The 26,712-nt window shown below is 33.1% G+C and carries 27 protein-coding genes and 4 pseudogenes; 6 read left to right on the top strand and 25 right to left on the bottom strand.

What is annotated here, in order from left to right:
* The 4 genes from M663_RS0112310 to M663_RS0112325 all read right to left on the bottom strand — a co-directional run.
* On the bottom strand, window positions 1-940 hold a 940-nt coding region (locus tag M663_RS0112310; protein ID WP_029689113.1), incomplete at its 3' end, for an IS1182 family transposase.
* 123 nt (window positions 941-1,063) lie between these two features.
* A complete protein-coding gene (locus M663_RS0112315; RefSeq protein WP_029689114.1) occupies window positions 1,064-2,047 on the bottom strand; it encodes a M42 family metallopeptidase in 984 nt (327 codons plus the stop codon).
* A complete protein-coding gene (locus tag M663_RS0112320) occupies window positions 2,044-3,066 on the bottom strand; it encodes a M42 family metallopeptidase (RefSeq protein ID WP_029689115.1) in 1,023 nt (340 codons plus the stop codon). The genes M663_RS0112315 and M663_RS0112320 overlap by 4 nt, the downstream gene beginning before the upstream one ends.
* Window positions 3,057-4,097 (bottom strand): M42 family metallopeptidase, encoded by a 1,041-nt coding sequence (locus tag M663_RS0112325; protein WP_029689116.1) that lies wholly within the window; start codon window positions 4,095-4,097, stop codon window positions 3,057-3,059. Before M663_RS0112325 ends, M663_RS0112320 begins: the two co-directional genes overlap by 10 nt.
* Window positions 4,098-5,092: 995 nt before the next feature.
* Here M663_RS0112325 and M663_RS14865 point away from each other — a divergent pair.
* Window positions 5,093-6,039 (top strand): annotated as a pseudogene (locus tag M663_RS14865) (AEC family transporter).
* Between the two features lie 2 nt (window positions 6,040-6,041).
* Here M663_RS14865 and M663_RS15635 read toward each other — a convergent pair.
* The 10 genes and pseudogenes from M663_RS15635 to M663_RS0112375 form a co-directional block, all read right to left on the bottom strand.
* Window positions 6,042-6,305, bottom strand: a pseudogene (locus M663_RS15635) (DUF429 domain-containing protein); the annotation flags it as partial.
* Window positions 6,306-6,349: 44 nt separating this feature from the next.
* Complete coding sequence (locus tag M663_RS0112340) at window positions 6,350-7,639, bottom strand: PD40 domain-containing protein (RefSeq protein ID WP_029689117.1); 1,290 nt, start codon at window positions 7,637-7,639, stop codon at window positions 6,350-6,352.
* A gap of 351 nt (window positions 7,640-7,990) precedes the next feature.
* A pseudogene (locus tag M663_RS15640) lies at window positions 7,991-8,134 on the bottom strand (LuxR C-terminal-related transcriptional regulator); the annotation flags it as partial.
* Between the two features lie 9 nt (window positions 8,135-8,143).
* Window positions 8,144-9,355: an ABC transporter permease gene (locus M663_RS0112345; protein WP_029689118.1), complete on the bottom strand. Its 1,212-nt coding sequence runs from the start codon at window positions 9,353-9,355 to the stop codon at window positions 8,144-8,146.
* The gene (locus M663_RS0112350) at window positions 9,352-10,320 is read right to left on the bottom strand and encodes an HlyD family efflux transporter periplasmic adaptor subunit (RefSeq protein ID WP_029689119.1); all 969 of its coding nucleotides are present in this window, start codon (window positions 10,318-10,320) and stop codon (window positions 9,352-9,354) included. Before M663_RS0112350 ends, M663_RS0112345 begins: the two co-directional genes overlap by 4 nt.
* A gap of 16 nt (window positions 10,321-10,336) precedes the next feature.
* Window positions 10,337-11,041 carry a Yip1 family protein gene (locus M663_RS15645; protein ID WP_273702721.1) on the bottom strand — a complete coding sequence of 235 codons (705 nt, stop codon included), beginning with the start codon at window positions 11,039-11,041 and terminating at the stop codon, window positions 10,337-10,339.
* Between the two features lie 29 nt (window positions 11,042-11,070).
* Window positions 11,071-11,799 carry an ATP-binding cassette domain-containing protein gene (locus tag M663_RS0112360; RefSeq protein WP_029689121.1) on the bottom strand — a complete coding sequence of 243 codons (729 nt, stop codon included), beginning with the start codon at window positions 11,797-11,799 and terminating at the stop codon, window positions 11,071-11,073.
* A gap of 109 nt (window positions 11,800-11,908) precedes the next feature.
* Window positions 11,909-12,049: a hypothetical protein gene (locus M663_RS15650; protein ID WP_273702722.1), complete on the bottom strand. Its 141-nt coding sequence runs from the start codon at window positions 12,047-12,049 to the stop codon at window positions 11,909-11,911.
* A 110-nt stretch (window positions 12,050-12,159) separates the two neighbouring features.
* Window positions 12,160-12,396, bottom strand: coding sequence for a hypothetical protein (locus M663_RS0112370; RefSeq protein WP_029689122.1), 237 nt, complete (start codon window positions 12,394-12,396; stop codon window positions 12,160-12,162).
* Complete coding sequence (locus M663_RS0112375) at window positions 12,393-12,719, bottom strand: hypothetical protein (RefSeq protein ID WP_029689123.1); 327 nt, start codon at window positions 12,717-12,719, stop codon at window positions 12,393-12,395. Before M663_RS0112375 ends, M663_RS0112370 begins: the two co-directional genes overlap by 4 nt.
* A 448-nt stretch (window positions 12,720-13,167) precedes the next feature.
* On the opposite strand from M663_RS0112375, the gene M663_RS15655 reads away from it, so the two are divergent.
* On the top strand, window positions 13,168-13,932 hold the full coding sequence (locus tag M663_RS15655; RefSeq protein WP_273702723.1) for a septal ring lytic transglycosylase RlpA family protein: 765 nt from the start codon (window positions 13,168-13,170) through the stop codon (window positions 13,930-13,932).
* Window positions 13,933-13,996: 64 nt separating this feature from the next.
* On the opposite strand, the gene M663_RS15660 is transcribed toward M663_RS15655, so the two are convergent.
* Window positions 13,997-14,677 carry a copper amine oxidase N-terminal domain-containing protein gene (locus M663_RS15660; protein ID WP_273702724.1) on the bottom strand — a complete coding sequence of 227 codons (681 nt, stop codon included), beginning with the start codon at window positions 14,675-14,677 and terminating at the stop codon, window positions 13,997-13,999.
* A 221-nt stretch (window positions 14,678-14,898) separates the two neighbouring features.
* A complete protein-coding gene (locus M663_RS0112390) occupies window positions 14,899-15,483 on the bottom strand; it encodes a hypothetical protein (protein ID WP_029689125.1) in 585 nt (194 codons plus the stop codon).
* Window positions 15,484-15,845: 362 nt separating this feature from the next.
* On the opposite strand from M663_RS0112390, the gene M663_RS0112395 reads away from it, so the two are divergent.
* On the top strand, window positions 15,846-16,247 hold the full coding sequence (locus tag M663_RS0112395) for a D-Ala-D-Ala carboxypeptidase family metallohydrolase (RefSeq protein WP_273702725.1): 402 nt from the start codon (window positions 15,846-15,848) through the stop codon (window positions 16,245-16,247).
* A gap of 47 nt (window positions 16,248-16,294) precedes the next feature.
* On the opposite strand, the gene M663_RS0112400 is transcribed toward M663_RS0112395, so the two are convergent.
* Together M663_RS0112400 and M663_RS0112405 are read right to left on the bottom strand one after the other, a co-directional pair.
* Window positions 16,295-16,960: a hypothetical protein gene (locus tag M663_RS0112400; RefSeq protein ID WP_029689127.1), complete on the bottom strand. Its 666-nt coding sequence runs from the start codon at window positions 16,958-16,960 to the stop codon at window positions 16,295-16,297.
* A 204-nt stretch (window positions 16,961-17,164) separates the two neighbouring features.
* Entirely contained in the window at window positions 17,165-17,788 is a 624-nt protein-coding gene (locus M663_RS0112405) for a stalk domain-containing protein (protein ID WP_029689128.1), read from the bottom strand.
* 287 nt (window positions 17,789-18,075) lie between these two features.
* Here M663_RS0112405 and M663_RS0112410 point away from each other — a divergent pair, with 287 nt between their 5' ends.
* Window positions 18,076-19,023 carry an AEC family transporter gene (locus tag M663_RS0112410; RefSeq protein WP_029689129.1) on the top strand — a complete coding sequence of 316 codons (948 nt, stop codon included), beginning with the start codon at window positions 18,076-18,078 and terminating at the stop codon, window positions 19,021-19,023.
* On the opposite strand, the gene M663_RS0112415 is transcribed toward M663_RS0112410, so the two are convergent.
* The 4 genes from M663_RS0112415 to M663_RS0112435 form a co-directional block, all read right to left on the bottom strand.
* Entirely contained in the window at window positions 19,009-19,950 is a 942-nt protein-coding gene (locus tag M663_RS0112415) for an alpha/beta hydrolase (RefSeq protein WP_029689130.1), read from the bottom strand. The two genes, M663_RS0112410 and M663_RS0112415, sit on opposite strands and share 15 nt — an antisense overlap.
* A gap of 233 nt (window positions 19,951-20,183) precedes the next feature.
* The gene (locus M663_RS0112425) at window positions 20,184-20,408 is read right to left on the bottom strand and encodes a hypothetical protein (protein ID WP_029689131.1); all 225 of its coding nucleotides are present in this window, start codon (window positions 20,406-20,408) and stop codon (window positions 20,184-20,186) included.
* A gap of 304 nt (window positions 20,409-20,712) precedes the next feature.
* Window positions 20,713-21,348, bottom strand: a complete 636-nt coding sequence (locus M663_RS0112430) for a hypothetical protein (protein WP_029689132.1) — start codon at window positions 21,346-21,348, stop codon at window positions 20,713-20,715.
* Between the two features lie 166 nt (window positions 21,349-21,514).
* Window positions 21,515-22,069 carry a hypothetical protein gene (locus M663_RS0112435; protein ID WP_029689133.1) on the bottom strand — a complete coding sequence of 185 codons (555 nt, stop codon included), beginning with the start codon at window positions 22,067-22,069 and terminating at the stop codon, window positions 21,515-21,517.
* Window positions 22,070-22,191: 122 nt separating this feature from the next.
* On the opposite strand from M663_RS0112435, the pseudogene M663_RS14875 reads away from it, so the two are divergent.
* Window positions 22,192-23,155: pseudogene (locus M663_RS14875) on the top strand (IS6 family transposase).
* A gap of 189 nt (window positions 23,156-23,344) precedes the next feature.
* Window positions 23,345-24,787 carry an ISLre2 family transposase gene (locus M663_RS0112445; RefSeq protein WP_029689134.1) on the top strand — a complete coding sequence of 481 codons (1,443 nt, stop codon included), beginning with the start codon at window positions 23,345-23,347 and terminating at the stop codon, window positions 24,785-24,787.
* Between the two features lie 369 nt (window positions 24,788-25,156).
* Here the strand turns inward: M663_RS0112445 and M663_RS15665 are convergent, their stop codons facing one another.
* The 3 genes from M663_RS15665 to M663_RS15670 form a co-directional block, all read right to left on the bottom strand.
* Entirely contained in the window at window positions 25,157-26,254 is a 1,098-nt protein-coding gene (locus M663_RS15665; protein ID WP_273702727.1) for an amidase domain-containing protein, read from the bottom strand.
* A 135-nt stretch (window positions 26,255-26,389) separates the two neighbouring features.
* Window positions 26,390-26,590 (bottom strand): helix-turn-helix domain-containing protein, encoded by a 201-nt coding sequence (locus M663_RS0112455; RefSeq protein ID WP_029689136.1) that lies wholly within the window; start codon window positions 26,588-26,590, stop codon window positions 26,390-26,392.
* Window positions 26,591-26,594: 4 nt separating this feature from the next.
* Window positions 26,595-26,711 carry a sigma factor-like helix-turn-helix DNA-binding protein gene (locus M663_RS15670; protein ID WP_273702729.1) on the bottom strand — a complete coding sequence of 39 codons (117 nt, stop codon included), beginning with the start codon at window positions 26,709-26,711 and terminating at the stop codon, window positions 26,595-26,597.
* Window position 26,712 lies beyond the last annotated feature (1 nt).

Below are 26,712 nucleotides of genomic sequence, written 5' to 3' on the forward strand. Positions count from 1 at the left end.
CATAAACAAATTCATGTTTTTTCATGAAACCATCTTTTGTCATTGGTCTTGTATACGGCACTGCTGGTATTATTTCTTTATCAAATATTGTCTTTAATATGTACGGATTTTTATAGCCTGCGTCTACTGCTATTGCTTTCGGTTTTCTTACCCTCTTTTCAACTTCTTCTAATACTTCTTGAAACATCACACTGTCGTGTACATTTGCTGCTGTTACTTTTACTCCTAATACAAATCCATTTTTATCGCAGGCTGTATGAAAAGAATATGCAAAGATTTTTTCTTTTCCGTTTTTGTTTAACATTCCGCTATCTGGGTCTGTTTTGCTTACTTTCACTTCTTTCGTCTTTATTTTCTTGATTTTCTTTAATGGCTTTTTGCCATGAGCTTCTCTATCTTTGTTTATTTCTTCTTCTAGTTTTTCTTGATAGGTCCTGGCTTCTTGTTCTACTATTTCTTTGGTGTATTTCTTCTTATTGGCACTTGCTTTTACATGGGTTGAATCTATGAATACTTCCTCTGCATTTACTAGCCCATGTTTTATTGCTTCTTCTAAAATCTTTGTAAATATTTTCTCAAATATGTCTGTCCCTTTGAATCTTCTTATGTAGTTCTGGCTAAACGTTGAAAAATGAGGTATTTCTTCTGTTAGTCCATACCCTAAAAACCATCTATATGCAACGTTTGTTTTTATTTCTGCTATTGTTCTTCTTATCGATGGTATCCCAAAAATATATTGAATGAACAGTATTTTTATCAATACTACTGGATCTATGCTTGGTCTGCCGTGATCTTCTGAATATTTGTCTTTTACTAAATCGTATATGAAACTAAAATCTATAACTCTTTCTATCTTCCTTAAAAGGTGATCTTTTGGTACCAATTGATCTATGCTTACAAATTCTATTTGATGTCTTGCATCCTGTTTCTTTGATAACATCTTCCTTCTCCTCTCCTCTTTTGCTTTATACCGTTAAAAAAAACAAGGAACCCTTCTCATAATAACGGGTTCCCGATATTTTGTCAACAGTCTGAGACCCCGCAATACGCAGGGTCTTTTATCTTACTTTTCCAGTATTTTTATGAGAAGATTGATACTAGCCTCCACATCATTTTTATCCACCATTTCTGATATGCTGTGAGTATATCTTGTAGGAATTGATATGACACCTGATGGTATGCCACCTTTTGTTAAATGTATAGCTCCTGCATCAGTCCCACCAAACTCCAATATTTCTAACTGATAAGGAATATTATACTCCTTAGCTGTTTCAATCATCATTTCTCTCACATAGGGGCTCACTATTATTGACCTGTCCATTACCTTTATAGCTGCACCTTTACCAAGAGATACTGACATCTTTTTAGCTTTGGGAGTATCACCTGTTAACGTCACATCAACTGCTATAGCAAAATCAGGATGTATGTTATAAGCAGCTGTAGTAGCTCCTCTTAAGCCAACTTCTTCTTGCACTGTAAAAACAAAGTACACCTCGTTTTCTGTTTTAAGATTTTTCAGTGCCTCAATAGCTACATAGCAGCCTATTCTATCATCAAAAGCCTTTGATATAAGTCTATCACCTGCTTCAATAAATTCGCCTGCAAAAGATGCACTATCTCCAATATTGACATATTTTTGAGCTTCTTCCTTATTCTTTACTCCAATATCTATATACAATTTTTCAATTCTAAAATCTTTTTTATCCTCCAAATGTTCTACTCCTATGACTCCTTGAACTCCATTTTTAAAAACCACTCTTCTCCCTACTATCTGTTCTACAAAAACTCCTCCAATAGTTGTAAATCTCAAGAAGCCTTCATCCTCTATATGTGTAATCATAAGTCCTATTTCATCTGTATGAGCAGCCACCATTATTTTTTTACCTTTTCCTGCTTTTCTGCATATCATATTCCCCAATGCATCATATGTAATCTCATCACAAAAATCTTTTACTCCCTCTTTTATGACTTCTAAAACTTTTTCCTCACTTCCAGAAGGTCCATAAGTCTGTGTAAGTTTTTTTATCAACTCTATATTTAAACTCATATTAAAGCCTCCTTCTCAATATTTTTAATTATCAAATCAACTAATTTGACTGTGTTATGAAAATCCTCTAAAAAGGCTACAGAATTAAAAGAGTGAATATACCTACAGGGGACAGATACAGCAATTGTTTTTATGCCACCCTTCGTAAGGTGAATTTTACCTGCATCATTACCGCCACTGGCTATTCTCCTAAATTGATAAGGCACCTTATTCTCATCGGCTATTTTCACAATCTTATCAATAACTTTTCTATCATAAAGAGTTGTCCTGTCCATCAAAGAAATTGCAGGTCCCTTGCCCAATTCCGTAGAAACTAAATGGGGTGCTGAATCAGTAACATCCGCTGCAACTGTCCCTTCCACAATTATGGCAAAGTGGGGTTCCACATTATATGCTGCAGCACCTGCCCCCCTTAAACCTACTTCTTCCTGCACTGTAAAAGCTGCACAAACAGTATATTCATACTCGTTTTTCAGAATTTCTATCAGCACATTACAGCCTATTCTGTCATCCAAAGCCTTCGCTTTCACATAGCCATTTCCTAATATCTCAAAATTTGAGTCAAAATAAACATAATCACCAGGGGAAACATGTTTTAAAGCTTCTTCTTTTGAAGTCGCACCAATGTCTATATAAAGAGAATCGAAGTCAAGAGGCTTTTGCTGTTCGTCTCTCTTTTGAAGGTGTATTGGCTTTGCTCCTATTACTCCATTTATTCCCTTTTCAGCTACTTTTACTGTTTTTGCAACGAGTATTCTATTATCTACACCACCTACAGGAAAAAAACTCAAAGTTCCATCTTCATTAACTGATTTTACCATAAGTCCTACTTCATCCATATGGGCGGCTAACATTATTTTAGGTTTGTCTTTTTTGCCCTTTTTGCAGGCTATCAAATTCCCTATTTTATCTACATAAACATTGTCCACATATGGTTCAACAATACTTTTTATCTTCTCCCTTATCTCCTTCTCATCTCCTGAAGCCCCCATTATCTCTGTCAATTCCTTTAATAACATAAGTGTCCCCCCAATTCTTCTGGAAGATTAGCTATATAATAAGCTAAAAGTTTACCGCTACTTATTACATCTTTCATATTTGCAGTTTCTACTGAAGTATGCATATATCTTAGAGGTATTGATACTAATCCTGTTGGCACGCCCTCTCTTGAAACCTGTATCGCCCAAGCGTCTGTTCCTGATGGACCTGGTAATGGTTCCACCTGATAATTTATATTATAATTTTTAGCTGTTTCAACTAAACCCTTGTATACTGCTGGGTGCATATTAGGACCCTTACCAATTGCAGGTCCTTTACCTAACTCTATTTCCAAACTAACCCCTCTTGCTTTTCCATGGGTAACGTCAATAGCAATTGCAATGTCTGGCTCTACGTTATAAGCGGAAGTTGTAGCTCCTCTTACTCCTACTTCTTCCTGAAGTGTAGCTACCGCATATACATCATGATAATGATATAATTTTTTCAGTTCATCAAGGCATACTGCCATAACTACAATCCCGGCTCTATCATCTAAGGCCTTTCCAGAAACATAATCATTTAAAAGTTCTTTGAAGTCTCTTTTTATCGTTATAATGTCACCAATTTTGACTAATTCCTCTACTTCTTTTTTAGGAAGTCCCACATCCACATACATGTCTTCAATCTTTATAGCTTTTTCCATGTCCTCTGAAGACAAAAGATGTGGTGGCTTACTTCCTATAACTCCCAACAGATCCTTTCTACCATGAACTATAACTTCTTGGGAAGGAAGAGTCCTCTGATCAACCCCTCCTACTGTTGTAAATTTTATAAATCCCTTCTCATCAATATCTTTCACCATAAGGCCTATTTCATCTAAATGAGCTGCTAACATCACCTTGTACTTGCCTTTTGTGCCCTTCTTTTTAAAAATAAGATTGCCAAAATTGTCTTCTTTAACTTCATCTGAAATTGGCCCAAATTCTTTTTTTAAGAGGTCATAAATTCCTCTCTCATGTCCAGAAACCCCGTAGCTTTCACTAAGCTTTTTTAACAACTCCTTATAATCCATTTTCTACCCCTTCCCGTATAGTTTTATTAAACCACCTTAAAATTTTAATGATTAACCCCTACAAGTTTATTATTTCTACATAGAGCTTTAAATTCCTTCTTATTTTTCTAGCTTAAAAATTGTTTTAATAATTTTTTAAAACTCATTGACAGGGATTTCTTTGAAAGCGTTGCTTGTTATTTAGCTTTTGCATTAGGTATCAATAACAATGGCAGTAACCTAAAGGAAGAACTAAATTTAGATAAAATCACATTGGATGTTACAAATACAAATAATGATATAAAATCAAAATTTAATAGTTTTAATTTAAACACTAATTCTCTAAATGGAATAATTGAAATTTTAAATATTATTCACTTTTCAGAGGTAACCCATCTGATGTAAAAACAGTAAGGGTTTAAAATTATCTTTTCTTAAACTATATCTTATTTTTGTTGATTATAAAAACTAGTGAATATCCTGCTACCACAGATAGTGCATTAATAATATGCCCTAATATATAAAAAAAATTAACTTGCTTGGCGCTTGACACAATGTAGCAGAAGGTGATACATTTATCCATGTCTTGCCTCTATCATTTTGTAATAAACACTTTATTTTCTCCAATAGCCCATCCATCTTTTTCATTCAACATCCAAAAATGTTGAAAATTATAAGTTGATTGAAGAGTAGTATTTTTTACATTATCACCTTTTTTAATTTGGCATTCGCTAAAAAACAAGGTTAAGATCATTAAAACTGCAAAAGCTTTTTCATCCTTTTGTCTCCTCTTAATATCTTTAACAATATATACATTTAAGTAATCTTTCCGTTGTTACACAAACATTACAAATGGTTAAAAAAACATTAAATTTTTTTTAAATTTCATTTAATATTTTCTTATGTAAAACCTTCCATAATAAAATCCTTATCTTTCCCCTCTTTAAAATTTCTATTTTTTATGTTACTCTTAATTTTAAACGCGGCATTAAACTTTCTGGCAAGGAGGCATATTGATGGAGACTTTTTTATCATCTGTGCAAGGAGTTTTAACAATTGTATTTATATTAGCTCTTGGCTACTATTTATCAAAAATAGGCTGGTTTGATGAAGCAACATCAGATTTGTTTGCAAAGCTTGTTGTAAATATTTCTTTACCTCTTAATATGATTGTAAACATTTTTACAACCTTTTCAAAAAAACAATTAGAACACTCGATAAAAGGACTTTTAATACCTTTTTTGTCAATACTTTTATCTTATTTTATTGCTTATGTACTTGCGGAAATTTTTAAAGTCAAAAGAGGGAGAAGAGGAGTGTTTGTAGCCATATTTTCACTTTCAAATTCCATATTTGTAGGACTTCCAATGTCCCAAGCCTTTTTGGAGAAGTTGCAACCCCGTATACTCTATTATATTACATGGCAAATACTACAATTTGGTGGACCTTAGGGGTTTTATGGCATTGTTCGTGATGTAAATGGAAAAGAACAAAAAATACTAAATTTAGACACCATAAAAAGAATATTTAATCCCCCTCTTCTCGGTTTCATCATAGGAGTGATTTTTGTCTTTACAAATATTTCTCTTCCAAAATTTATTTTTGAAAGTTTCCGAATGATTGGAAACCTCACAACTCCGCTTTCAATATTTTACATTGGCATAGTCATTTATGAAATGGGATTTGACAAATTTAAACTTGACAAAGATGCCATTTTAGTTTTTATTGGAAGGTTTTTGGTAACTCCTGCCTTTGTGTGGATATTAAACTTATTCATACCAATTCCACAGCTTATGAGGGATGTCTTTATAATAATGTCAGCAATGCCTGTAATGGTAAATTCAGAATTATAGCAAGAGTTTATGGAGCAGATTATGAATTTGCAACAAGCATGATTACTTACACAACAATATTCAGTGTTGTCATAATGCCTTTTTTGATGGTCTTGATAAAAATTATATAAATTTAGGAAACCTTCCGTGAAAGTCCTTTTCCTAATATTTGTCGGTTTATTTTTACAGCCTTTTCATAAGTTTTAGCATAAAGAGCTTCTCGGCAGGGAGGCGAAAAGATACTACTAGAACGTGGAAAACCTAAGAACTTTCTCGCTTGGTTATCGCACTCCCTGGTAGGTTTAGAAATAGAAGGAAGTCCAATGGGAATATCTATAAGAATTAAAGTAGCATTATTATACTGTTCCCATAGTTTTACAATGTTTTCGAAATAATTAGCCTCTAATTTACTCCTTCAGAGAAACTGAGAAACTGCTTAATTTACCCCTCTACATTATAAATCCACGAAGAGATCTGGTTTGTTCCATTGACCACCTTTGTGGCACGTATAAGCAATCGTGTATCATCCAGCCAGTTGAAGCCATCCAAAATTAGTTTTACCCCCTCTGTTAAAGGAAGACGTTTAATCAAAGTCTCTTTTTTGCTAACAAGGTTTACTACAGCAAGATATTGTATAGTGTCGTTAGAATCGGGGGAATACATGAAAGCCAAGCTTGAACCATCCGGGCTGAGGCTACACGGATCCCGCAGTACCCCGTCAAGCGTCTTTTTATATACTTCCTTAACGGCGTTGGTGGCCAAATCCACTTTAACTAGGCAAATTTCTCTGGAAGCAGAGTAATCAGGGGTGTAAAGAATCAGCGAAGCATGGCAAATACCTAATATATAAGGCTGTTTTCCTTCTAAATTTACTTTTTCATGTTTACCTGAAATATCAGAAATATAATAGCTGTTTCTTTCAGTGGTATAGTAGACAGTATAAAGCACATGGCTATTATCTAGCCAACCTACAGCTCTATAATTTTCACTCTTTACGTTTTTAATCAGTAGTCGCTCTTCACCTGTCGCCAAATCGTACAACCATAGCGAACTTCCACCAGAGTCTATGCAATCTCTATTTGTCATATAAACTACTTTAGAGCCATCAGGGCTGAAAACAGGATTGTCAGCCCACCATAACATAGCATTGCTATCACCAATTTTAGCTTTTAATTCTTCCTGTAATTCATCGTAAGTTTCCCCGTTAAATTTATCCTGCGATAACTTCTTCGCATTGCCCTTGAAATCAATCAGCCAAAAGCCTTTATTAGTAAAATACCAAAATTTGTCTTTATCCGGGGTAAGAAAAAGAGGAGATTCTTCTTCGGGATTCGCGGGAAGAAATAGCGTTTTTCCATCCACTAACAATTTGGCTATTTTCTTTTTATATGTTCCTTCCTCTACATGCGAAAGTACATAGGTTTGGCGTTTGTCGTCCCAGACCCAAACCTTAGTTCCTTCGCCTGGCAGTTTAAAAGAAATTTCAAATACTTCTTTTTGAAGGTCAACGAGAGTATTTTGAGGCGTAACTTTTTTGAATGTTAAGGGTGGGGCACTATCAGTGTCTTGCAGGGCGGTAAAGACAACCGGGGTACCGTCAATCATTGCGGCTAGCCTGTAATCTTCTGGTCCTAAGTACGTCCAATGGTACCCTGAAGCTAAAAGCGGTACTGCAACCAGCCCTACAATGACCAATCCAACTATAACTATAAGAAACCTTCTTTGTCTCATTATTTTCTTCCCCCTTTAATATTTTATTATTTTGTGAGTAAGTCACTTAATCTTTGAAAATCCTATTTTTTGTGAAATTTAAACTATTTTAACAGTACTTTTTACTTGGATATTTGCTTTATTTTACAATTATCTATCTAGTCAATATTCTACCACTTACTTCCAAATAGATTTTTTTTGCTGATTTCACTGAATTAATATTAAAAGCTGTTAATTATTATATACTATATAAGGATAAATCTTTAACAGATTGAAATTCTTCTATTTTACAATACATATTTTTCAACGTCTACTATACTTTTGTATAGTTTTGGCGAAAAAATAAAAACTATACAAAAGTATAGCTCAAATTTAATCTATTAAATCTAACTTAATAGTTTTTGCAATGGCCTGTTGAAAGTTTTTTACCTGTAATTTTTTAATAATTTCTTTTTTATGATACTTTACTGTGACAGGCTTTAGCCCAAGTTCTCTTGATTCGGTTTTAAGCTCACTATTTTATTGCTATTCATATCTCAATGCCTCAATCGGGTCAAGGTCTGCAGCCTTTTTTGCTGGATAAACGCCAAATATTATTCCAAGCACAATTGAACCTAAAAATGCCATAATCACAACTTTAAAATTAACTGTGGGAGGAATTTTAATAAGATGTGATATTATAATACCCGCCAGTATGCCAAAAATAATGCCTATTATGCCTCCTATCCCTGTCAAAATAATTGACTCTGCCAAAAACTGCATTATTATATCTCTTTTTTGTGCACCAAGTGCTTTCTTTATACCTATCTCTCTTGTCCTTTCCGTTACAGATACAAGGAGTATATTTACTATGCCTATACCTCCAACAATTAACGTAATTGCTGCTATAACTAATAGTACCGATGATACTACAGACAGTACGTTGTTTATAATATTTTGGATATCTTTCATTGTCTGTGCAATGTATTTGTCTTTGTTATTGTGCTTGAGTTCTAAAATTTTTATTATTTTATCACTTATTTGCTTTAGGTTCTCTTTTTCTGTTGTTGAAAAATATAGTACATCTACTTTGTTTCCAGTACCAGATATATTTTGAAGTGTAGTTAATGGTATGAACAACGTTACAGGAAAGTTATCACTATTTACTATGCCTGAAAGAAAGCCGTTATCGAATTTAATCACACCTATAATCTTAAAATTGTTAATAGCTCCTGAAGCAGTTTTTACAGTAATTATGCTTCCAGTAGTCTCTCTATTTTTAAAATATTTTTTTGCAAAATTCTCATCTACAACAACTACATTTTTTCTACCTGATACATCAAAATCGTTTATAAACCTTCCCTCTGCCATCTCAACAGGGAAAAAACTTTTGTATTGGGATGTTACCCCAATTATGTTTGCAGTTCTTGTTTTTTTACTTATTTCGATTTCACCTATCGTTTGAGATTGCGCATATACATTTTTTAGTTCAGGCACTATCCTCTTAATAGCATCCATGTCATCAAGCGTTAACCAATCGCTCTGAGGAACTACAGCCTGTCTATATTGAACCATAATTACATTTGCACCTATTTTTTCAAAAGACGAATTCATATACGCTGTTGTCGCATTGCTAATTGCAACAATAGTTACTATTGAAAATACTCCCATTATTATGCCAAGTATTGTAAGCATTGAACGCAATTTATTTGTCCTTAAGCTATCTATTGCCTGTTTGACGCCTTCGATAAAGCTCATTTCTTAACCTCTTCCTTTTCGGTATTTATAATATTTACTCCCGCCCCATCTGTATAATTTGGCTGTGGGTCAACAACAACAAGGTCACCAGCTTTTAAACCACTAATTACTTCAGCTTCAAAATCAGAGATAATCCCTAGTTTAATATTTCTTTTGTACATTGCTTTACCTTTTTCGTCTACCACAAAGACATACTGATTACCATCTTTATCTTCCATAAGCATATCCATAGATACAATCGGAACACCTGTCTTATTAGCCGTAAGTATATCACATGTTACATTAAGCCCCGGTCTTATTATTGAGTTAAGTTTCTCAACCGATATTAAAGCTTCTATTACAGTTTCTTGCCCCGCAGCTGTCATTATTTTTGTCGCGATAGGTGCTATACTTAAAACCTTACCGGTTATATTTTCTTCCTTGCTTATAGCATCGCCATAAATTTTTACACTCTGTCCTACTTTCACATTTTTGAGATCAGCCTGTTTTAAATATGCTTTGATGTTTAAATTATCTACATCAACTATTCTAAAGGCTGGAGTCATATTATTTGTATACATTCCTTCTTTTATATTTATCTCTGTTATAACACCATCAATAGGGCTTAATTCACTGTCTTTTATCATTTTTATCTGTCTATCATTTCCCGGTATATTTATTTCACTTAAATCCAAATCAACAAGCTTATCTCCTTTTTTTACCTTTTGCCCAACTTGCACTTTGATTTTCTTTACTTTTAATGGCGTATTAAAATACACATCTGCGCTGTTTACTGCGACAACTTCACCATTTGCAGTTACAATCGCTGATATGTTTCCATTTTCTATCTTTTTTACTTTGACATTGAAGACTTTTCCTTTTTGCACTGTAAATGAATTTTTACTGTCTTTATTTAAAAGTATATTGCCTGCAATTATCGCTATTATCAAAATTGCAATTACAGTACCTATTAGATATTTTTTCATGACAACCTCCTAAATTTTACATTAATTTTAGACTGTTTGCTTGTATCAATATCTGAGCTATATATACCAAGGCTACAACAGCATAAGCTTTTGTTTTGGAAATATTGCTAACAAGTCCAACTCCTATTGCAATTACAACATAATACCATATGGTAAATAAATCAATTCCTCTCATAACTCCATATATGTAGCTTCCTTTTAATGATTGTGCCAATAATGTAAGGGATGAATTTATAGTAAGTTCACCAGAAAAGAATGAAACTATGAGTGACAAAAAGAGATAAAGAAGAGTGATTGTATATGCATATCCTGTTATAGATAAATATTGTTTGAAATTCCCCTGTCCTTTAAATAACTTAATCAAACCAAAAATGGCTACAGTGATTATAAGCCATGAGAAAAGATTAGCAATTGGAGTAGAAATCAAAGCCATATACGGTGCCATTTTTACTGTTGCATTAATCTGTTCCTGTGTGAGTGGAGTATTTGTCTGGGATAAAGCCATTTGAACATTATTTTTTATATATTCACTAAAAACTGGAAATCTTATTAAATAAAGAAGAACCATTCCAAATGCCATTGCAAAAATTGGATATAATATGCGTGGTTTTTCAATAAGGTTTTTCATAGTCTCTATAGGCGATATAATAATGCCTATAACTCTTTGCATAAAATTCATTTCCTTTACTTGCTCTTCATTATTTAACTCTAAATTTTCCATTTTGCTATACCTCCTAAAATTTTTTTAAGTTACTGGGCTAACTTTTTTAATGCAAGAATGTCAGCAGCCTCAAGAGGATTGTCTATTTTTTCATCTCTCGTTATACATCCGTCTCTCAAAGTTATTATGCGTTTTGCATGTTTGGCTATATCCAGCTCATGGGTTACAAGCAGTACTGTCACCCCCTCCCTGTTAAGCCTCTGGAATACTGCCATTATTTCTTCCCCGGAAAAACTATCAAGATTGCCTGTGGGTTCATCTGCAAGAATTATCGATGGATTGTTTACAAGCGCTCTTGCTATCGCTACCTTCTGCTTCTGTCCCCCTGAAAGTTCATTTGGTTTGTGATTCATTCTGTCAACAAGATTTACTCGCTCAAGTGCTTCAATTGCCCTTTTCCTTCTTTCCTTTGCGGGTACTCCTGCATAAATCATCGGAAGTTCGACATTTTGAAAAGCTGTTATTTTGGGCAGTAAATTAAAGGATTGAAATACAAAGCCTATCTTTAAATTTCTTATTCTTGCAAGCTCAACTTCGGTCAATTTTGATATGTCCACACCATCAAGTGCATAATAACCAGATGTAGCCTTGTCAAGGCAGCCAATTAGATTCATTAAAGTTGACTTTCCAGAACCAGATGCACCCATTACAGCAACAAATTCCTCTTTGTCTACTAACAGATTAATATTTTTCAATGCCTTTACCTCTATAATTCCAGTTTTATATGTCTTACAAATATTTTTCATTTCAATAATCATAGCAAACTCTCCATTAAAAATAATTTCATAGATATTTTACACTATTTTAGAAATAATTTCTACTATACTTTTGTATAGTGGAGTAATGTTTCTATAGGCAATAGAAGGTTCATCTCTTTACATATTCTTTTTTTCTCATTTCATCCAGTAACATTAAAAAGGAGCTATCGATATTAAAAATAAGACCGGTGTCATTATCATAAAGATATGTGTCTTTGTTATCTGTTTCATAAATTAAGATATTATACATGTTTTTCGCTCCCATCATAATGATTTGCCAGCAAATGTACAATTTAATTACACACATCATCAAAATAATCAGAGTGATCTATTATTATACATACCTTGTCATCCAATTCTTTAGTTTAAAAGATTCTTCAATATGTACACCCCAGCAAGTACTAAGACATATTTTGTCAATAAATTTAGATTTCTATTCATTACCCCTTCATCGAAAGCAAATTTGGTAAGATAAGGTGGCAAAAGAGAAATCAAAGATAACGCTACTAAAAAAGTAAAAGATAGAATAAAGAGTTTTATTTTTGGCTTTACATATTTAAAGACAAGATGCAGTAGTTCCAGTTCTTTTGCCTTCATGCTCTTTTAACATTCCTTTCAGCGGTACTTCCTACTGCATCAGCTATAGGCACAGACCCACCCGCAGACAGAAGGAACCGTCCCCCTTGTCTGGTCCTGTCTGAAGTAGTAATCCATGTACTACCTCCATCAATTGTAATAAATACTCTATTTTCTCCCATATTTTCTCCAATAGCCCATCCATTATTTTTATCTATCATTTGGAAATATTGGAAGTTAGGAAATAGCTTGTGAAATATATTACTTTCCTTAACCTCTCTTTTGGTCTGGCATCCGCCAAATAGTAAAGTTAAAATTATTAAAATTACAAGAGCTTTTTTCATTCCTCACCAAAACCTCCCATAAATTCTTCTACCAACATTATACCATTATTTCGTTTGTCAGATATTACAAATTGGTTACAAATTATTAAATTTTTATTAATTTCTCTTAATAATTTGCTTAGAAAATAGCTTTAAAGCTCCATATTTCGAAGCAGGCAGTAAATGAAACAAAGAAAAGAGCATTGAAAAAAATGATAGAATTTTTAGGTGAAAATTTCTTAGATGGGTTGTAAATTAGGACATAAAACTCTCTTTAGTAGGTAGAAGGATAAATCGGCCGATTTGCTTCTGGAAAAATAATAAAAGCAGGTTAATAGTGATGGTTCTTTATATTTAACGCTTCTGAAGATGACCTCGAAGAAGTGAAAATTATGGTTTGGCTTATAGCCGGTCTGTGTCACGAGGCTATAAGACTAAACAAAAAGATTATTTGAAAAGGAGAATTTTTATGGCAAATCAAGCAACGTGGTATGTGGATACAAATGGAGATGGCATTGTCTCTGTAAACAATTACGGGGTAATTAGATTCAAGGTGTCTGTTGGAGGCTATAATCCTGGACAGAGAGCAGAGATAACTGCTGACCGTCTCAATACAATTTTCGCAGATACCAAGAGAGATCTGGATTTTATCACTTCAGCATGGATAAGTAGTGACTATGTGGTTGCATCTGCACATGTGCAAAGAGGAGATGGCCAAGTTACTTTTAAAAATTACCCATATACAATATACGAAGACCTTTATGATACAAATTTAAACCTCATTTGCACTGTTACGACTGCAGACGCAACCTCATATGGCATGAATCCCGCCGCATTGGCTTTGAATTGGACAAGAAATATTAGAGGTGCACTTCAAAGTAGTGACTTAAACTGTCTAAATGAACGTGTTAACTCTTCCAGACAACTTATTGTACCTACACAAAGTTACGTTGGAAATAAAAATGTAACTGCTACTTATTATGGTACGGGAGAACAGCTCTTAAATCCTTATACAAGTAATGGGGAAATATTTCATACTTGCGACCTTACTATTGCATCCGGACTTTCTGATTTACCACGTAACTGTTGGGTTAAAGTAACATACAGTGGAAAAAGCATTATAGCCCGAGTAAATGATACAGCTCCTGCTAACATAATTGATTTGAGCTATGGTGGTATTGCAAAAGCTTTGGGGTTCCCGGGCAGTGGGACAGTTAACATTTCAGCACCCTAGTGAACAACTAAATAGTCTAATGCACAGGGATGCTTATATTTCTCCCTGTGCATTTTGGCAAAACCTAAGGGCACATTTTTACAATCCTTGTTAGTTCTTTACCTTTAGTATCCTTAAAAATGAAGGTAAACATTTTCTCACCAGATCCGCTTTCTTTATATGGAAGGGTAGCAACTACTGGCTCAATTGCAACGAAATCATAGCCGGCATCTTGAGGTTGTACATAGATTATTATGTTTTGTCCTTTTACTGTAATTCCAATGATAGAGCTATAAACAGTAAAAATACCTAGGCTCCCTTCAGGAACAGCAATATTCGACGATACACGTTCCAGTTTATCTACACCTAGAGTATCAAAGACCTTACTCCCTTCGCTGTTGCCAGTTATAACATAGAAATTTTGGTTATATAGATCACGCAATTCCGGAAGTTCCTGGTATGGTGGTTTTGTTGCCTTTTGCCAGTCCTTTGAGAAAGCAATTCTGGTAAAAAGAATAGACCTTTCTACGACCGAAGTTAACTTGACAATTCCATTATTACCATCCCACTCTACATCAACACCCAAAGCTTTAGCTAACCAACGTATAGGAACCATAGTTCTTCCGTTAATAATTTGCGGTGGAACGTCTGGTTTGATTACTTGACCATTAACAATAATCTTAATCGGATTAGCTGCAAAAGCACCCGCAGTCAGGGCTAATAGCAACACAACAGCAGCTACAATTACCAACCACTTTTTCTTCACAGGTAAAACCTCCCTTAAAAACTTTTACCTTTAAAAAATATAGACGCATAAACAAACTATTTTGTTTCGCTCACAGAAAAATCTTTAACCATTCAGTAGTAGCTTTCGCTACTCTCATTTTATTAAACGTTTTTACCTCCCAAATATAACTAATTTGTTTTTCATAAATATTAGTATGAGACTCTACATCTCTAACAAAGTAGCTTTTTTAAAATAAAAATTTACTTTAATGCTCTTTTCCATTCTTTAGGCAAAGGATAACCCTTTATAAATGCTTGCCCATGATATACAGGTATTATACCTGATTCAACAGCAGGTTTTATAGGAACATGCTGTGCAACTATTACTGAACCAGGTGGTATATCACCAAACATAAGCACAGGCGGCCAATACCTACCGTCAGGTGGAGAATATAAAAAAACAACTCCTTGAAGCGTTATGTATAAAAACTTATCATTGGAAGTATTGTTAATAGATGTAGGGTTTGTTTTATCATCTTGAGAATAAATATATTTTTGCCACACTTTAGGTAATTTCCAATCATCAAATGAAGCAGAATCAACGTCATAATCTCTCCATATTTCTCCATAAATATCAGAACCATACACGGGTATTTGAGACATATCAAAAGATGAACTTTCCTTTAATTGTTTCAAAATTTCTTTTTGAGAAATTGGATTTGCCAAATCAACGTTTTGAATATTTTTCGCCATTGTCTCCTTATCCGTATATTTTATAAATTCCTGGGATAACAATACACCAATTATTATCCCAAATAGAAAAATTAAAAAATATCTTCCTCTCATTTTATCCCCCCAATTACTGCTTTAAAAACTTTTTAATCTTTCACCCAAGCATCCAATGTTTCTACTCATATTATCATTATAACATTGTTTTGTCCATCTGATATTACAAATTTATTACAAATTATTAAATTTTTATTAATTTATCTTAATAAATTCTTTGGAAAATAGCTTTAAAGCTCCATATTTCGAAGCAGGCAGTAAATAAGACAAAGAAAAGAGCATTGAAAAAAATGAGAGAATTTTTAGGAGAAGATTTTTTAGACGGGTTGTAAATTAGGACATAAAACTCTCTTTAATAGGTAGAAGGGTAAATCGGCCGATTAGCCTTTGGAAAAATAAATAATAGAAGGAGGTGGAATCTTATGAGTACCGATCTTAAAAATACAATTTTCTCAGTAAACATATTTAATACAAATACTTCTCAATGGGAAAGATATACTCTAAAAGGATTAGAACCAATGCCAAAAGCAGAAAATTTATCAGTATACGAATTGGCAGATTATAGCTCTGATTTTGATAAATTATATACTACTTATATTTTTACAGATACAAAAACACTAAATCAATGGAATAACTATAGAAAAGCAATAGGAACTCCTATACGTATCACCCGCGCATATTGCTCTGTTAAACACAATAAAGATTTAGCAAGTAAATATCCTGGACAAGTAGCAAAATATTCTCAACATATGGCAGGGAAAGCATTTGATATGGTCCCTTATTACGGAAATATAACATTAGAGCAAATGTATAAAATTACCTGATACCTAAACTAAGACTCTCTCTCAATTAAAATGTGAGGGAGTAATTTTTACAATCTCGTACCTGTATCTACCCATATAAATTCCTTGATTACATTTTTAGCTATTGGATTAAACATGTCTGACGATTCAAGAGTAGGATGAATAATAATATAGAAATATCTACCTCCATGCTCTCCTAAAACTATAACTCCATAAACTCCATTCCTCTGAAATATCGCCCAATTAAAAATCTTTTGCTCTTCTTTAAGCTTATATTTGTTTGCAAGACCTTTTACTTTTTCAATTGCATAAGATTTATCTACATTTCTCGGCAAAAAAGTTATTTCAATATAGTCATAGTCATGAAGAAATTGTCCATTTATTATTTTTGAAGTTTCTATACGCACAGTTGTAGAACCATCTCCAAAATTATTAATACTTGTTTCCATGTTTTCCGGAATATAAGTTATAAAACCAGGTGATAATTTAGAACAATCAAAAAGTGTATATGAAACTTTATAATCCACACCTTCAATAGTCGCAGTCTCTTCCTTGCTTTTAGGAAGTTGACTTACATTTATTTTGTTATGCCTTCTTTCATTGAGATTCTCTTTTGTTTTAGATATGGGAGGTATAATATTTTCTGACTGCTTTTTATCGGTTTTTCTATTATTAATATCGCATCCACTTAAAAATAATACTATTATTAAAAAAATAGCAAAAAGCCTTTTCATTTAAACATACCTCCTGAAAATATATACTGTTATTAGTTTAAAAACCCAGAATTTGTATCTTTTCATCGCCATTGATTATAGATATTAGGATAAACATCCGATGCTAAATTAGAAACCCCGATTTTGATTATATAAAGCAACCCTTCAGACAAACTCTTTTCTGAAACTTTAAAGAGATTTAGCAAGAATTCTTGCCTAATCTCTTTAATTAGGTATAAATTCAGTCTTACCATTAATCCAATCCAATTTGGTAATAAAATACCTACTCGAAACCACTGAACCGTCAGGATATCTTTCTGGTTCTACTGTTAAGTCTATTTCAAAAGCTAATGTTGGTGAATTATTATTATAAGGACCATAATATGCCTTAACATTATATACCCAATAATAATTACTATAAGAAACTTCTTTAATTTCTATTTTTGTTACAGGTGTAGAAGGACCTATTATTTCAGGTTTTATTTGCCCCCTAATTTCAGGACTTAAAAATAAACGAGCCACAGCTCCATTTCGTTCTTGCAAAGCATGGGCAAAGTTTTCTACAAAATGTTTTGAAGTTTGGGCTGTCCTCAAATAATTGCTAATCAAATCTGTTTCTACTTTTTTGTTAAAAGAGACCTTAACAATTTTCTTCTGTTTATCCCATTCTACTTCTGCTCCTAGAGCTTCAGCCACCCACTTAATCGGCACCATTGTCCTTCCATTGATAATTTGCGGTGGCACATCCGGTTTAATCTCACTCCCATTTACAATTAATTTGATTGTGCTATTTGCAAAAGCAATTATAGTAAAAAATGACAACATTAGAATAGCACTAATAAACAACATCAAACCTTTCTTCAACAGCACTCAACCCCTTCTAATATTTTCTTTTCCAAAATATTTCTATCCTCATTATACCATTATTTCGTCCATCTGATATTACAAATTAGTTACAAATTATTAAATTTTTATTAACTTATCTTAAATATTATAATCTTCAAGCAGGGCAAATACTTGGAGCTTTTAAGCTATAGAATTATATATAGACCCCTCTTTGAAATTTTTATCATTTTGTGTTATCCTTAATATAAGCCTAAACACAGTGTTATGTTCTCTAACAAGGAGGCTTTTTGATGGACACCTTCTTCTCTGCAGTCCAGGGAGTTTTAATAATTGTATTCATACTGGCACTGGGATATTATTTATCTAAAATAGGCTGGTTTGACAGGCAAACATCAGACCTTTTTGCAAAGCTTGTAATTAATGTATCACTACCTCTTAATATGATTGTAAACATGTCTACAACTTTTACTAAAAAACAACTAGAACACTCAGTAAGAGGTCTTTTGATTCCATTTTTATCTATCCTTCTGTCGTATATGATCGCCTACATATTTGCTAGCATTTTTAAAATAAAAAAGGGAAGAAAAGGCGTTTTTGTAGTGATATTTTCCCTTTCAAATACTATCTTTGTTGGTCTTCCTATGGCTCAAGCTCTTTTTGGAGATATAGCAACACCTTATGCCCTTTTATATTACATGGCAAACACTACAATACTGTGGACTTTAGGAGTATACAGCGTTATACAGGATGTAAATGAAAAAGAAAAAAATGTAGTAAATTGGGATACTGTAAAGAGGATATTTAATCCTCCTCTTTTAGGTTTTATAATAGGAGTAATTTTTGTACTTGCAAATATTTCTCTACCAAAATTTCTCTTTGAAAGCTTTAAAATGATTGGAAACCTCACTACTCCTTTATCAATATTCTACATTGGCACAGTCATTCATGAAATGGGTTTTGATAAATTTAAACTTGACAAAGATGCCATTCTAGTTTTCATTGGAAGATTTTTAATAACTCCTGCTCTTGTACTTTTTCTAAACATATTCATCCCTGTGCCAAAGCTTATGAGGGATGTATTTGTCATAATGTCAGCAATGCCTGTACTTGTAAACTCAGCAATTATAGCGAGAGTTTACGGAGCAGATTATGAATTTGCCACAAGTATGATTACATATACAACAATATTAAGCGTTATCATAATGCCATTTTACATGGTGTTATTAAGAATAATTTAGCACTTTATTTTCAATCCATGTGAGAATATCTTTATAAACCTCCTCCTTCCCAGCTTCATTGAGAAGTTCATGCCTTTTCCCCGGATAAAGCTTTATATCAACCTGTTTTAGCCCCATCCCTTTGTATAGGTCATATAACCTTTTTACTAATTTTCCATACTCACCTACAGGGTCTTCCTCTCCTGAAATTATAAACAGTGGTAAATATTTTGGTATTTTTATAAGCCTCTGAAGCTTAAATATATTTAAAAGCCCTTTAAAAAAATAGTAGAAAAATCCTGCTGTAAAAATACCCCCGCAGTAAGGGTCTTTTTCATATTTTTTAACTTCTTCCTTATCCGTTGAGAGCCATTCAAATTTGCTCAAATTATCTCCTTTTATTTTTTTATTGTAACTTCCAAACGTTAATTTATCTAAAACTTTGCTTCTCTTTTTCTCACCAAAAAGTGTTTTTTCAATAAAAGCCAAAGCATAACCAAATCTAAGAGGCAATTCCTTAACCGCAGATGAACCGCTCAATATAACGCCATTAATTTCTTCACCATACCTTATCATAAACTCTTGAGCCACAAAAGATCCAAAACTGTGGCCAAATATGACAATGGGAAGATTTCCGTATTTTTCTTTCAAAAACTTCATTATCAGATATTCATCTTCTACTATCTTATTAAAGCCATCTTTTCCTATGTAACCTACATTATCCAGGCTCCCTGCTGTTTTCCCGTGACCTCTATGGTCATTGTCACATACTACAAATCCTTTTTCATTCATATAACGGGCAAAATTTTGGTATCTTCCCCCGTGTTCAGCCATTCCATGAAATACCTGAATAATCCCTTTTGGAATTTCTACAGGCTCCCATAAATGAACGTATATATCTACCCCGTCTTCACCTTTTATAAAAAAGTTACTGTAATTACTTGCCATTTTGCTCCCCCTCTTCAACTTCTTTACAATAATATTTATTCTATAAAAATTTCATTTAACCTGCTAAATTTTACAAAGAAAATTTCCATTGGCAATCCTAAGCTTTCCCATTTTTACAAGTAGCTACTGCCCATCCGCCACAAGCTCCGTCTATACCTAAAACTCTTTCTTCAATATTCACTGCTATCCCTTCTTTTTATCCCAGTTCTACTTCTTGCACTTTCCTGTATCTTTCAAAATAATAGTACAGTATTAAAAACGTAAAATCTCTCTTCTCCTACCATCATCAAAAGATAAAATTTCTGAGCTGGATATTTTAGATAGCCACCCATCAAGCCTATTATAAAAAAAGCTAAAAATGAAAGTAGCAATGTGATAGCAAAAGTTCCTGCTATCAAAATAGTAATTTTCCATCCTGAGCGCATTTGCCCATTTTTATTTACAAACATTTTCTTCAAAGCAACCCCTCCAAATATTTTGTAAATACTAAAGCAAAAGATAAATAACAAGTAATCTATTACCATAATATACAAATTTAGAACAAAAAACAAGAGAAATTTATTTTTAAGACAGAGGGGACGGTTCCTTTTGTCTGAACTTTAAATTATTCAGATAAGAGGAACCGTCTCCAAAATCTTATTTCAATAAAATTTATGCCAATTAAATCCATACATCACTTCTCTTTATCTTCATTATCTATAAAAAGTTAAAAAATAATGGCACAATTGACAAAAAATTATTATCAATTGCACCATTGTAATCTCAATATATCTTCACTTCAGCATTTTCTAAAAGTAAATATTCTTCTCCATCCCTCCACTTAATTATGAGTTTTATAGGCTTTCTAATGGCTTCCAAAATTTTTCCCCTATCTTTTACATCAATTTGATTTATATTTGGCAACCAGGTAAGCCGATCAATTTCTGTCATATAATCCATCTTCTCATTATTCTTCACATTTAAATCTATCTTTTGATTCTTTAGAGTACCAAAATATAATATCCCAGACATTATATATGGCTCCAATCCTTCGTCAACAAATGCTTGTGCTTTAAAGTCTCTTATAACTTTATCACCGATATTTTCTATTATTATCTTATACTGTAAAGAAGTATATTTATTGGACTCTTGAGCTTCTTTTGCATTTTTAGCCCATTCAGAAGTCTCATTGCCAGAAAATTGGTATTTCTTTCCCACCTCAATTAGAGTATAAATTTTAAAATTATTACTATGCGTAGAATAATTCAAATCAGGAGCTTTATTAGTATTGTATAAAAATAGATGACTTCTATTGTAGTTATAATAATCATAACCTATCAATGCTATTACAACAAAAAGAACTATTAAGACCCAAAATAACGTACGTTTGAGGTTTTTGCCACCATTGCCTTCGCTCATTTTTCTAAATTTACCCTCCTTACCCCCTTTTTCTTCCATTATACCTCTTTAAATACCAAAATTTATTAAGAAATTTTTAAATTTTGGTTACAAAATGGTTACAATGTAAACCGCCGTAATATAAAAAATACAGGGCTTTCCCTGCATCTTTAAACAAATTTACCTTTTATGGCGATGAATCTATTGAACTTATACACCATCCATTATATAAAGGCGATTTTTCAACTGTTATAAATCTTGTAAATTTCCCTGAGAACACAGCAAATTCATTTGAATCAATTGCCTCTTGAATATAGTAAACGCAGTATAACTTGCCGCTTTTGTGTCCCATATTTTCTGCCGAAGCTGGCGGATTATATTCTTCTATTGATTTTAGCTCGATTTTCTTTATTCTCTTTAGATAATTCAAATGTTCTTTACATGCTTCGTCAACGGGGATTGCCGACTTTATGGCTGAATTTTTTAAAAAGCAGGAAGCACAGATAATTGCAAGGTCATATTTTTTGTCATTTATAGAGTCATAATACATCTTTATTATATCCTCTGGTGAGGCTTCTTGAAGCTTTTTCTTGTCTTCTTTTGAAAGGTTATTAAGGTAGTTCTGTATAATCTGATTTTGCTTTTCTGCTTGCGTAACTTTATTGTTATTTTTTAATGAACATGCAGTTGTAGTCATAATAATTATTAAAAGAAACAACACAGCCTTCTTATAAATTTGCATCATAATACCTCCTCAAATCTTATTTCGCTCTGTAAACTTAAATGAAAATTGAGGACTTCAATCCTCTGTGGTACAATGTTTTTGCGAGAAAACAAATACCTTCCAGAAAGGATGAAGTCCTCATGCAAAAAATTGTACCAATAAAATGCCCAAAATGCAACAATAAAGATTCTTTTTATCTCTATGGCAAAGATAAAGATGGTTATCAAAAGTATCTTTGCCGTAAGTGTAATCACCAATTTGCTCCTGATAGACCAGTGTCTAAAAAGGTGCATAAATATCCTCGTTGTCCTGTTTGTGGTAAAGCAACATTTCTTCATCATGATTATGAATACTACTCTAATTCCGTTGTTGTGATAAAAAGTGCAATCATTCTGTGTTTGTTCCTAAACCTAACAATATACTGCCTGCATCTATGTCTAAGATTGTTGGGAAGAATGATTTTAAGCGTATGCGTTATCCTGTGCATATAATTGTTACTGCTCTATCTATGTTTTACCTTGGCAAAAATTCTTTTAGAAATATTGCCCTAATACTTAGAGTAGTACATAATGTTAAGGTTTCTCATACTACCATTAGCAATTGGTGTAAGAAATTTGCTCCATTTTTCAATAATCTCTCTTTGGAACTTATGCCAATGTTAGATTTTAATTCAGATGAATGGCATGCTGATGAAACTGTTGTAAAAATCAATGGTCAAAAATATTTTATAACCAAGCTTTTGCTTTACTTAATTCTGTTAAAGACTTAGGTACTGTTAATGCCATAGTTAGCGATCGATACAGTGCTTATAAAGTACCAGTTAATTCTGTAATGGGTATTTCTGTTAAACATATTCGCGTTGAAAGCTTTAAAGATGATATTTCTAATAATTTAATAGAGTCTTTTCATCATCAATTTAAAGCTTGGTATAAGACTAAGCAAGATTTTAATTCTTTTGAATCAGCCAATAACCTAATCAGCATGTTTATATTTTTTTATAATTTTGTAAGACCTCATTCATCTCTTAATGGCTTAACCCCAGCTCAAGTTGCTGGATTAAATCTAACTGAAAGAGAGAAGAAAAAGTATCTTCTTGTAGCATAAATTTTTCTTTATTTTGCCTAAATATTTTTAGAATGTACGTCCTTGAGATTGTCAAGGGTGCGCGTTAGCATGTTCAGATAGTGTAAAATTTCAGTAGGTGATAAAGCAGGAAAATGGGGTATGGATGTAGAAAAAAAGACCTCACCGGGAAAAAATCAAAAATCAAATCAAAGGAAGGTGAGGTCTGATATGTTATTAGATATTCGACACATAGTGGGCATAATCCTGCTTTTTGTTCAGGGTTTAATGAAAATAATAAAGGAAAGTAAAGATTTTTATGAACTGGAGAGGGGGATACATGAACTTACACAAAAAGTATCAAGGCAACTTCTTGAGTGGGCAGCAGAAGAGATTGACAGAAAGCTAATGGAGAACCGAGATAAAAGAGTGTGGGAGGTAATAGGATTTAGAGCGAAGCAGGTGATAAGCATTTTTGGGGAATTTACGTACAGGAGGAGGTTATACAGGAACAAAGAGACAGGTGAGACGAAATTTCTTTTAGACGAAATATTGGGGATTCCGAGAGGAGCCAGAATAACACCGGGGATAAGGGAGATAGCGACAAAACTAGCCACAGAAATGACTTTTAGGAGGGCAGCGAAAGTATTAAGCTACCTTTTCCCTCATATTAGCTCAATGACGATATGGAATGTGGTCCAGGAAGTAGGTGATGAGATAAAGAAGGAGAGCGAAGAAAAGAAAGAGGCTGTATTTGAATATGGACAAATACCAGAAGGGAAAGAAGAGACGTCAAAGCTTTATATAGAAGGAGACGGGGTAGTAATAAGACTGCAGAAATCGGATAAGAAGAAAGGAGAAATAAAGCACTTTGTAATCTATGAAGGGAAAGAAGAAGAATCACAGGGAAGATATAGACTAAAGAACAAACTAGTAGTAAGCGGTTTAGCAGAAGGAGAGAGTATGTGGGAAGAAGTATACGCGAAAGTAGGAAGTAAATGGAAATTAGACAAAATAGAGAAAGTGTATATAGGAGGGGACGGAGCGGAATGGCCAAAAGGAGGATTAGAATACTTTTCAGGAGCAGAATATAGACTGGATCCGTATCACTTGCAGAAGAACTTGCTAGAGGCCCTGTGGTATGACGAAGAGACATATGACAAGGTAAGAGAAGCAATTTATCAAGGGGACTTAGAAAAAACGCAAAGGACATTAGAAGAAGCAGTCAAGAAGACAAAAGGAGAACGTCGGAAGAGAATTGTTAGGCTGTTAAAATACCTTATGGAGAATTGGGAGGGGATAAAAGGTTCTGAAGGAGCGGAAAGATTAGGAGCCATAGAAGGCCAAGTTCAGCATAACATAGCAAGACGTATGAAACGGCTTGGAGCTAGGTGGACAGAAGAAGGTGGAGACAGGATGAGCAGGATATTATCAGAAAAAGCGAATGGCAGATTAGAAGACTATACAATGCAGTGGCATTTAAAACAGGAAGAAATAAAAAAGATAATGCAGCCGACAAAGCACGTGGAAAAAAGAAAATACGCGGAAGAAGACATAGAAGAATGGTTAAGAGTTTCATTACCGATACTGAAAGGTCCATTTGCGAGCAAGCCATGGATAAAATACGTTTTAAAGGAATTAACACGAGCAAATGGATTAGCAGTAGGTATTTGAGGAGTAAACAATTCTACTAGTATATATTTTACATTAAAAAAGCAAAAAAGAAAGTGGATATTTATGATTTGTTAAAGTAATAATTTAACATAATTAGCAATATATATAAACTACTAATTTTAAACTCCTAGATTTTTAACGGTGAGGTCAGTTATAAAAATTTTTTACCTACAAAATCTTGACACAGACAGCATGTTCATTTTACCCTTGACAATCTCAAGGCGGACTTTTATAATTGTCAAGGCGAAATTAAAAGCAATTTGAAGCAATTCTTTAAAACATTGTGCTATTTTTTCATGTTTAGTTTACAAAGCCTCTTATTTCAATAAAATTTATGCCAAATAACTAAGTACATTTTTAAGTTGGCAATTAAATATAATCATTTATATGTATGCAACTATATTTGCAAGAACTTCCACCATAATTCCATTTTATATTATGATAATTCGTAGTATGACAAGTAACTAGTGGCGTCCCCGAACTATCAAAACCTGTAACTATTGCTACATGATCCCATACTCCATCTCCTGTCCAATCATAATACACAAGATCACCTCTTGATAAGCTAGTAGGATTAACCTCCTTCCCCCAACCACTTAGTATAAAAGGCTTTTGAGAAGGACAGTAAGTCCAAGTAGTTGATGCTACATCATCTGAAGTAGTAGAAGTATTTTTATTATCATACCACCAGCAATTACTGCTATTGTTTCCAAACCCAATAAAATATGCTCCACCTGCATATAAACATTGCGAAACAAAATTTGCGCAATCTCCGCCGTCTCGAGTATAATCCCTGTAATTTGTGTTGTAATTATACCAATAAGTTTCAGCATAATTAGCTGCTACATTTCTATTATAATAGGTAGCCCCTTGTATGGAATATGGTACTATAATATCCCCTTCATTCACCATTCCTGATATTTCCACTTGTGGACTCTTGTAATCCGGTGAAGTAACTTCTGTTAATTCTCCTTCCGTATATTCATCTTTTTGTATTTTCCACTCATTAGCTTCTTTAACTAAAATAATTTTATGGTCAATCCCCATTTCAGAACTATTAGGTTTAATAGTTCTTGGGTTATCATTTTTGCACAGCCATTTGTAACTTACAATTTCCCTTAATTTTACTTGGGCCTTATTATCACTCAGTATTTCAATATCATTAATTTTTATGCTAGATTTAATATCTATTATTTTTAAATCCAATTTATTCTCCATTTTCTTGTAATTCTGATATCTATTCTTTTCAAAATCATATATTTTCTCACCTTTTACGTAGAAAAGACCCAATTCGTCAGTAATAGATTGATCCACTATTGATTTTGTTCTATATTCATAAGCTTTCGTAATCAGGTTCACAATCTGATTTTTCATGTTAATTTCATTATCTTGACATGCATTTACCTTAGTAAATGTTCCACATATGAAACAAAGTGTTAAAAGAAACGTAACAAACAACTTTTTCATAATTTACTTTCTCCTTCCTTTTTTATTTCCAGAAAACGTTTTACAAACATTTTCACCTCCCACTTTTTTATTTCCCCTCTATCTATATAAAAGCCAAAATTTCTAAAAAATATTCCATAACCTAAAATTTATTTTTCATTTTATCTCAAAATTTCTTACTGCTCTTATTATAATCTCGATTAAATCCTGCCTTAACTCTTCTTTTATTTCTTCATCTGCACCTTTTACACTATTCATTATCAAGGGCTCAAATCGCCTTATTATTTCCTCTATAGCCTCCTTATCCCCTTGTTTTGCTTTCAAAATAATTTCAAAAAGCCTTTCACAATCCTTCATAGTTTCAAACTTCCTTTATAAATTCTTCCAATTTTCTACGAGCTTTTTTCTTCTTTTTACTTACATAGGACTGCGTTTTATTGAGCATTGATGCAATTTCTTTTTGAGATACGCCTTCTATA

It is taken from the genome of Thermoanaerobacter sp. A7A, assembly GCF_000445185.1.
In the GTDB taxonomy this organism is placed as follows: Bacteria; Bacillota; Thermoanaerobacteria; order Thermoanaerobacterales; family Thermoanaerobacteraceae; genus Thermoanaerobacter.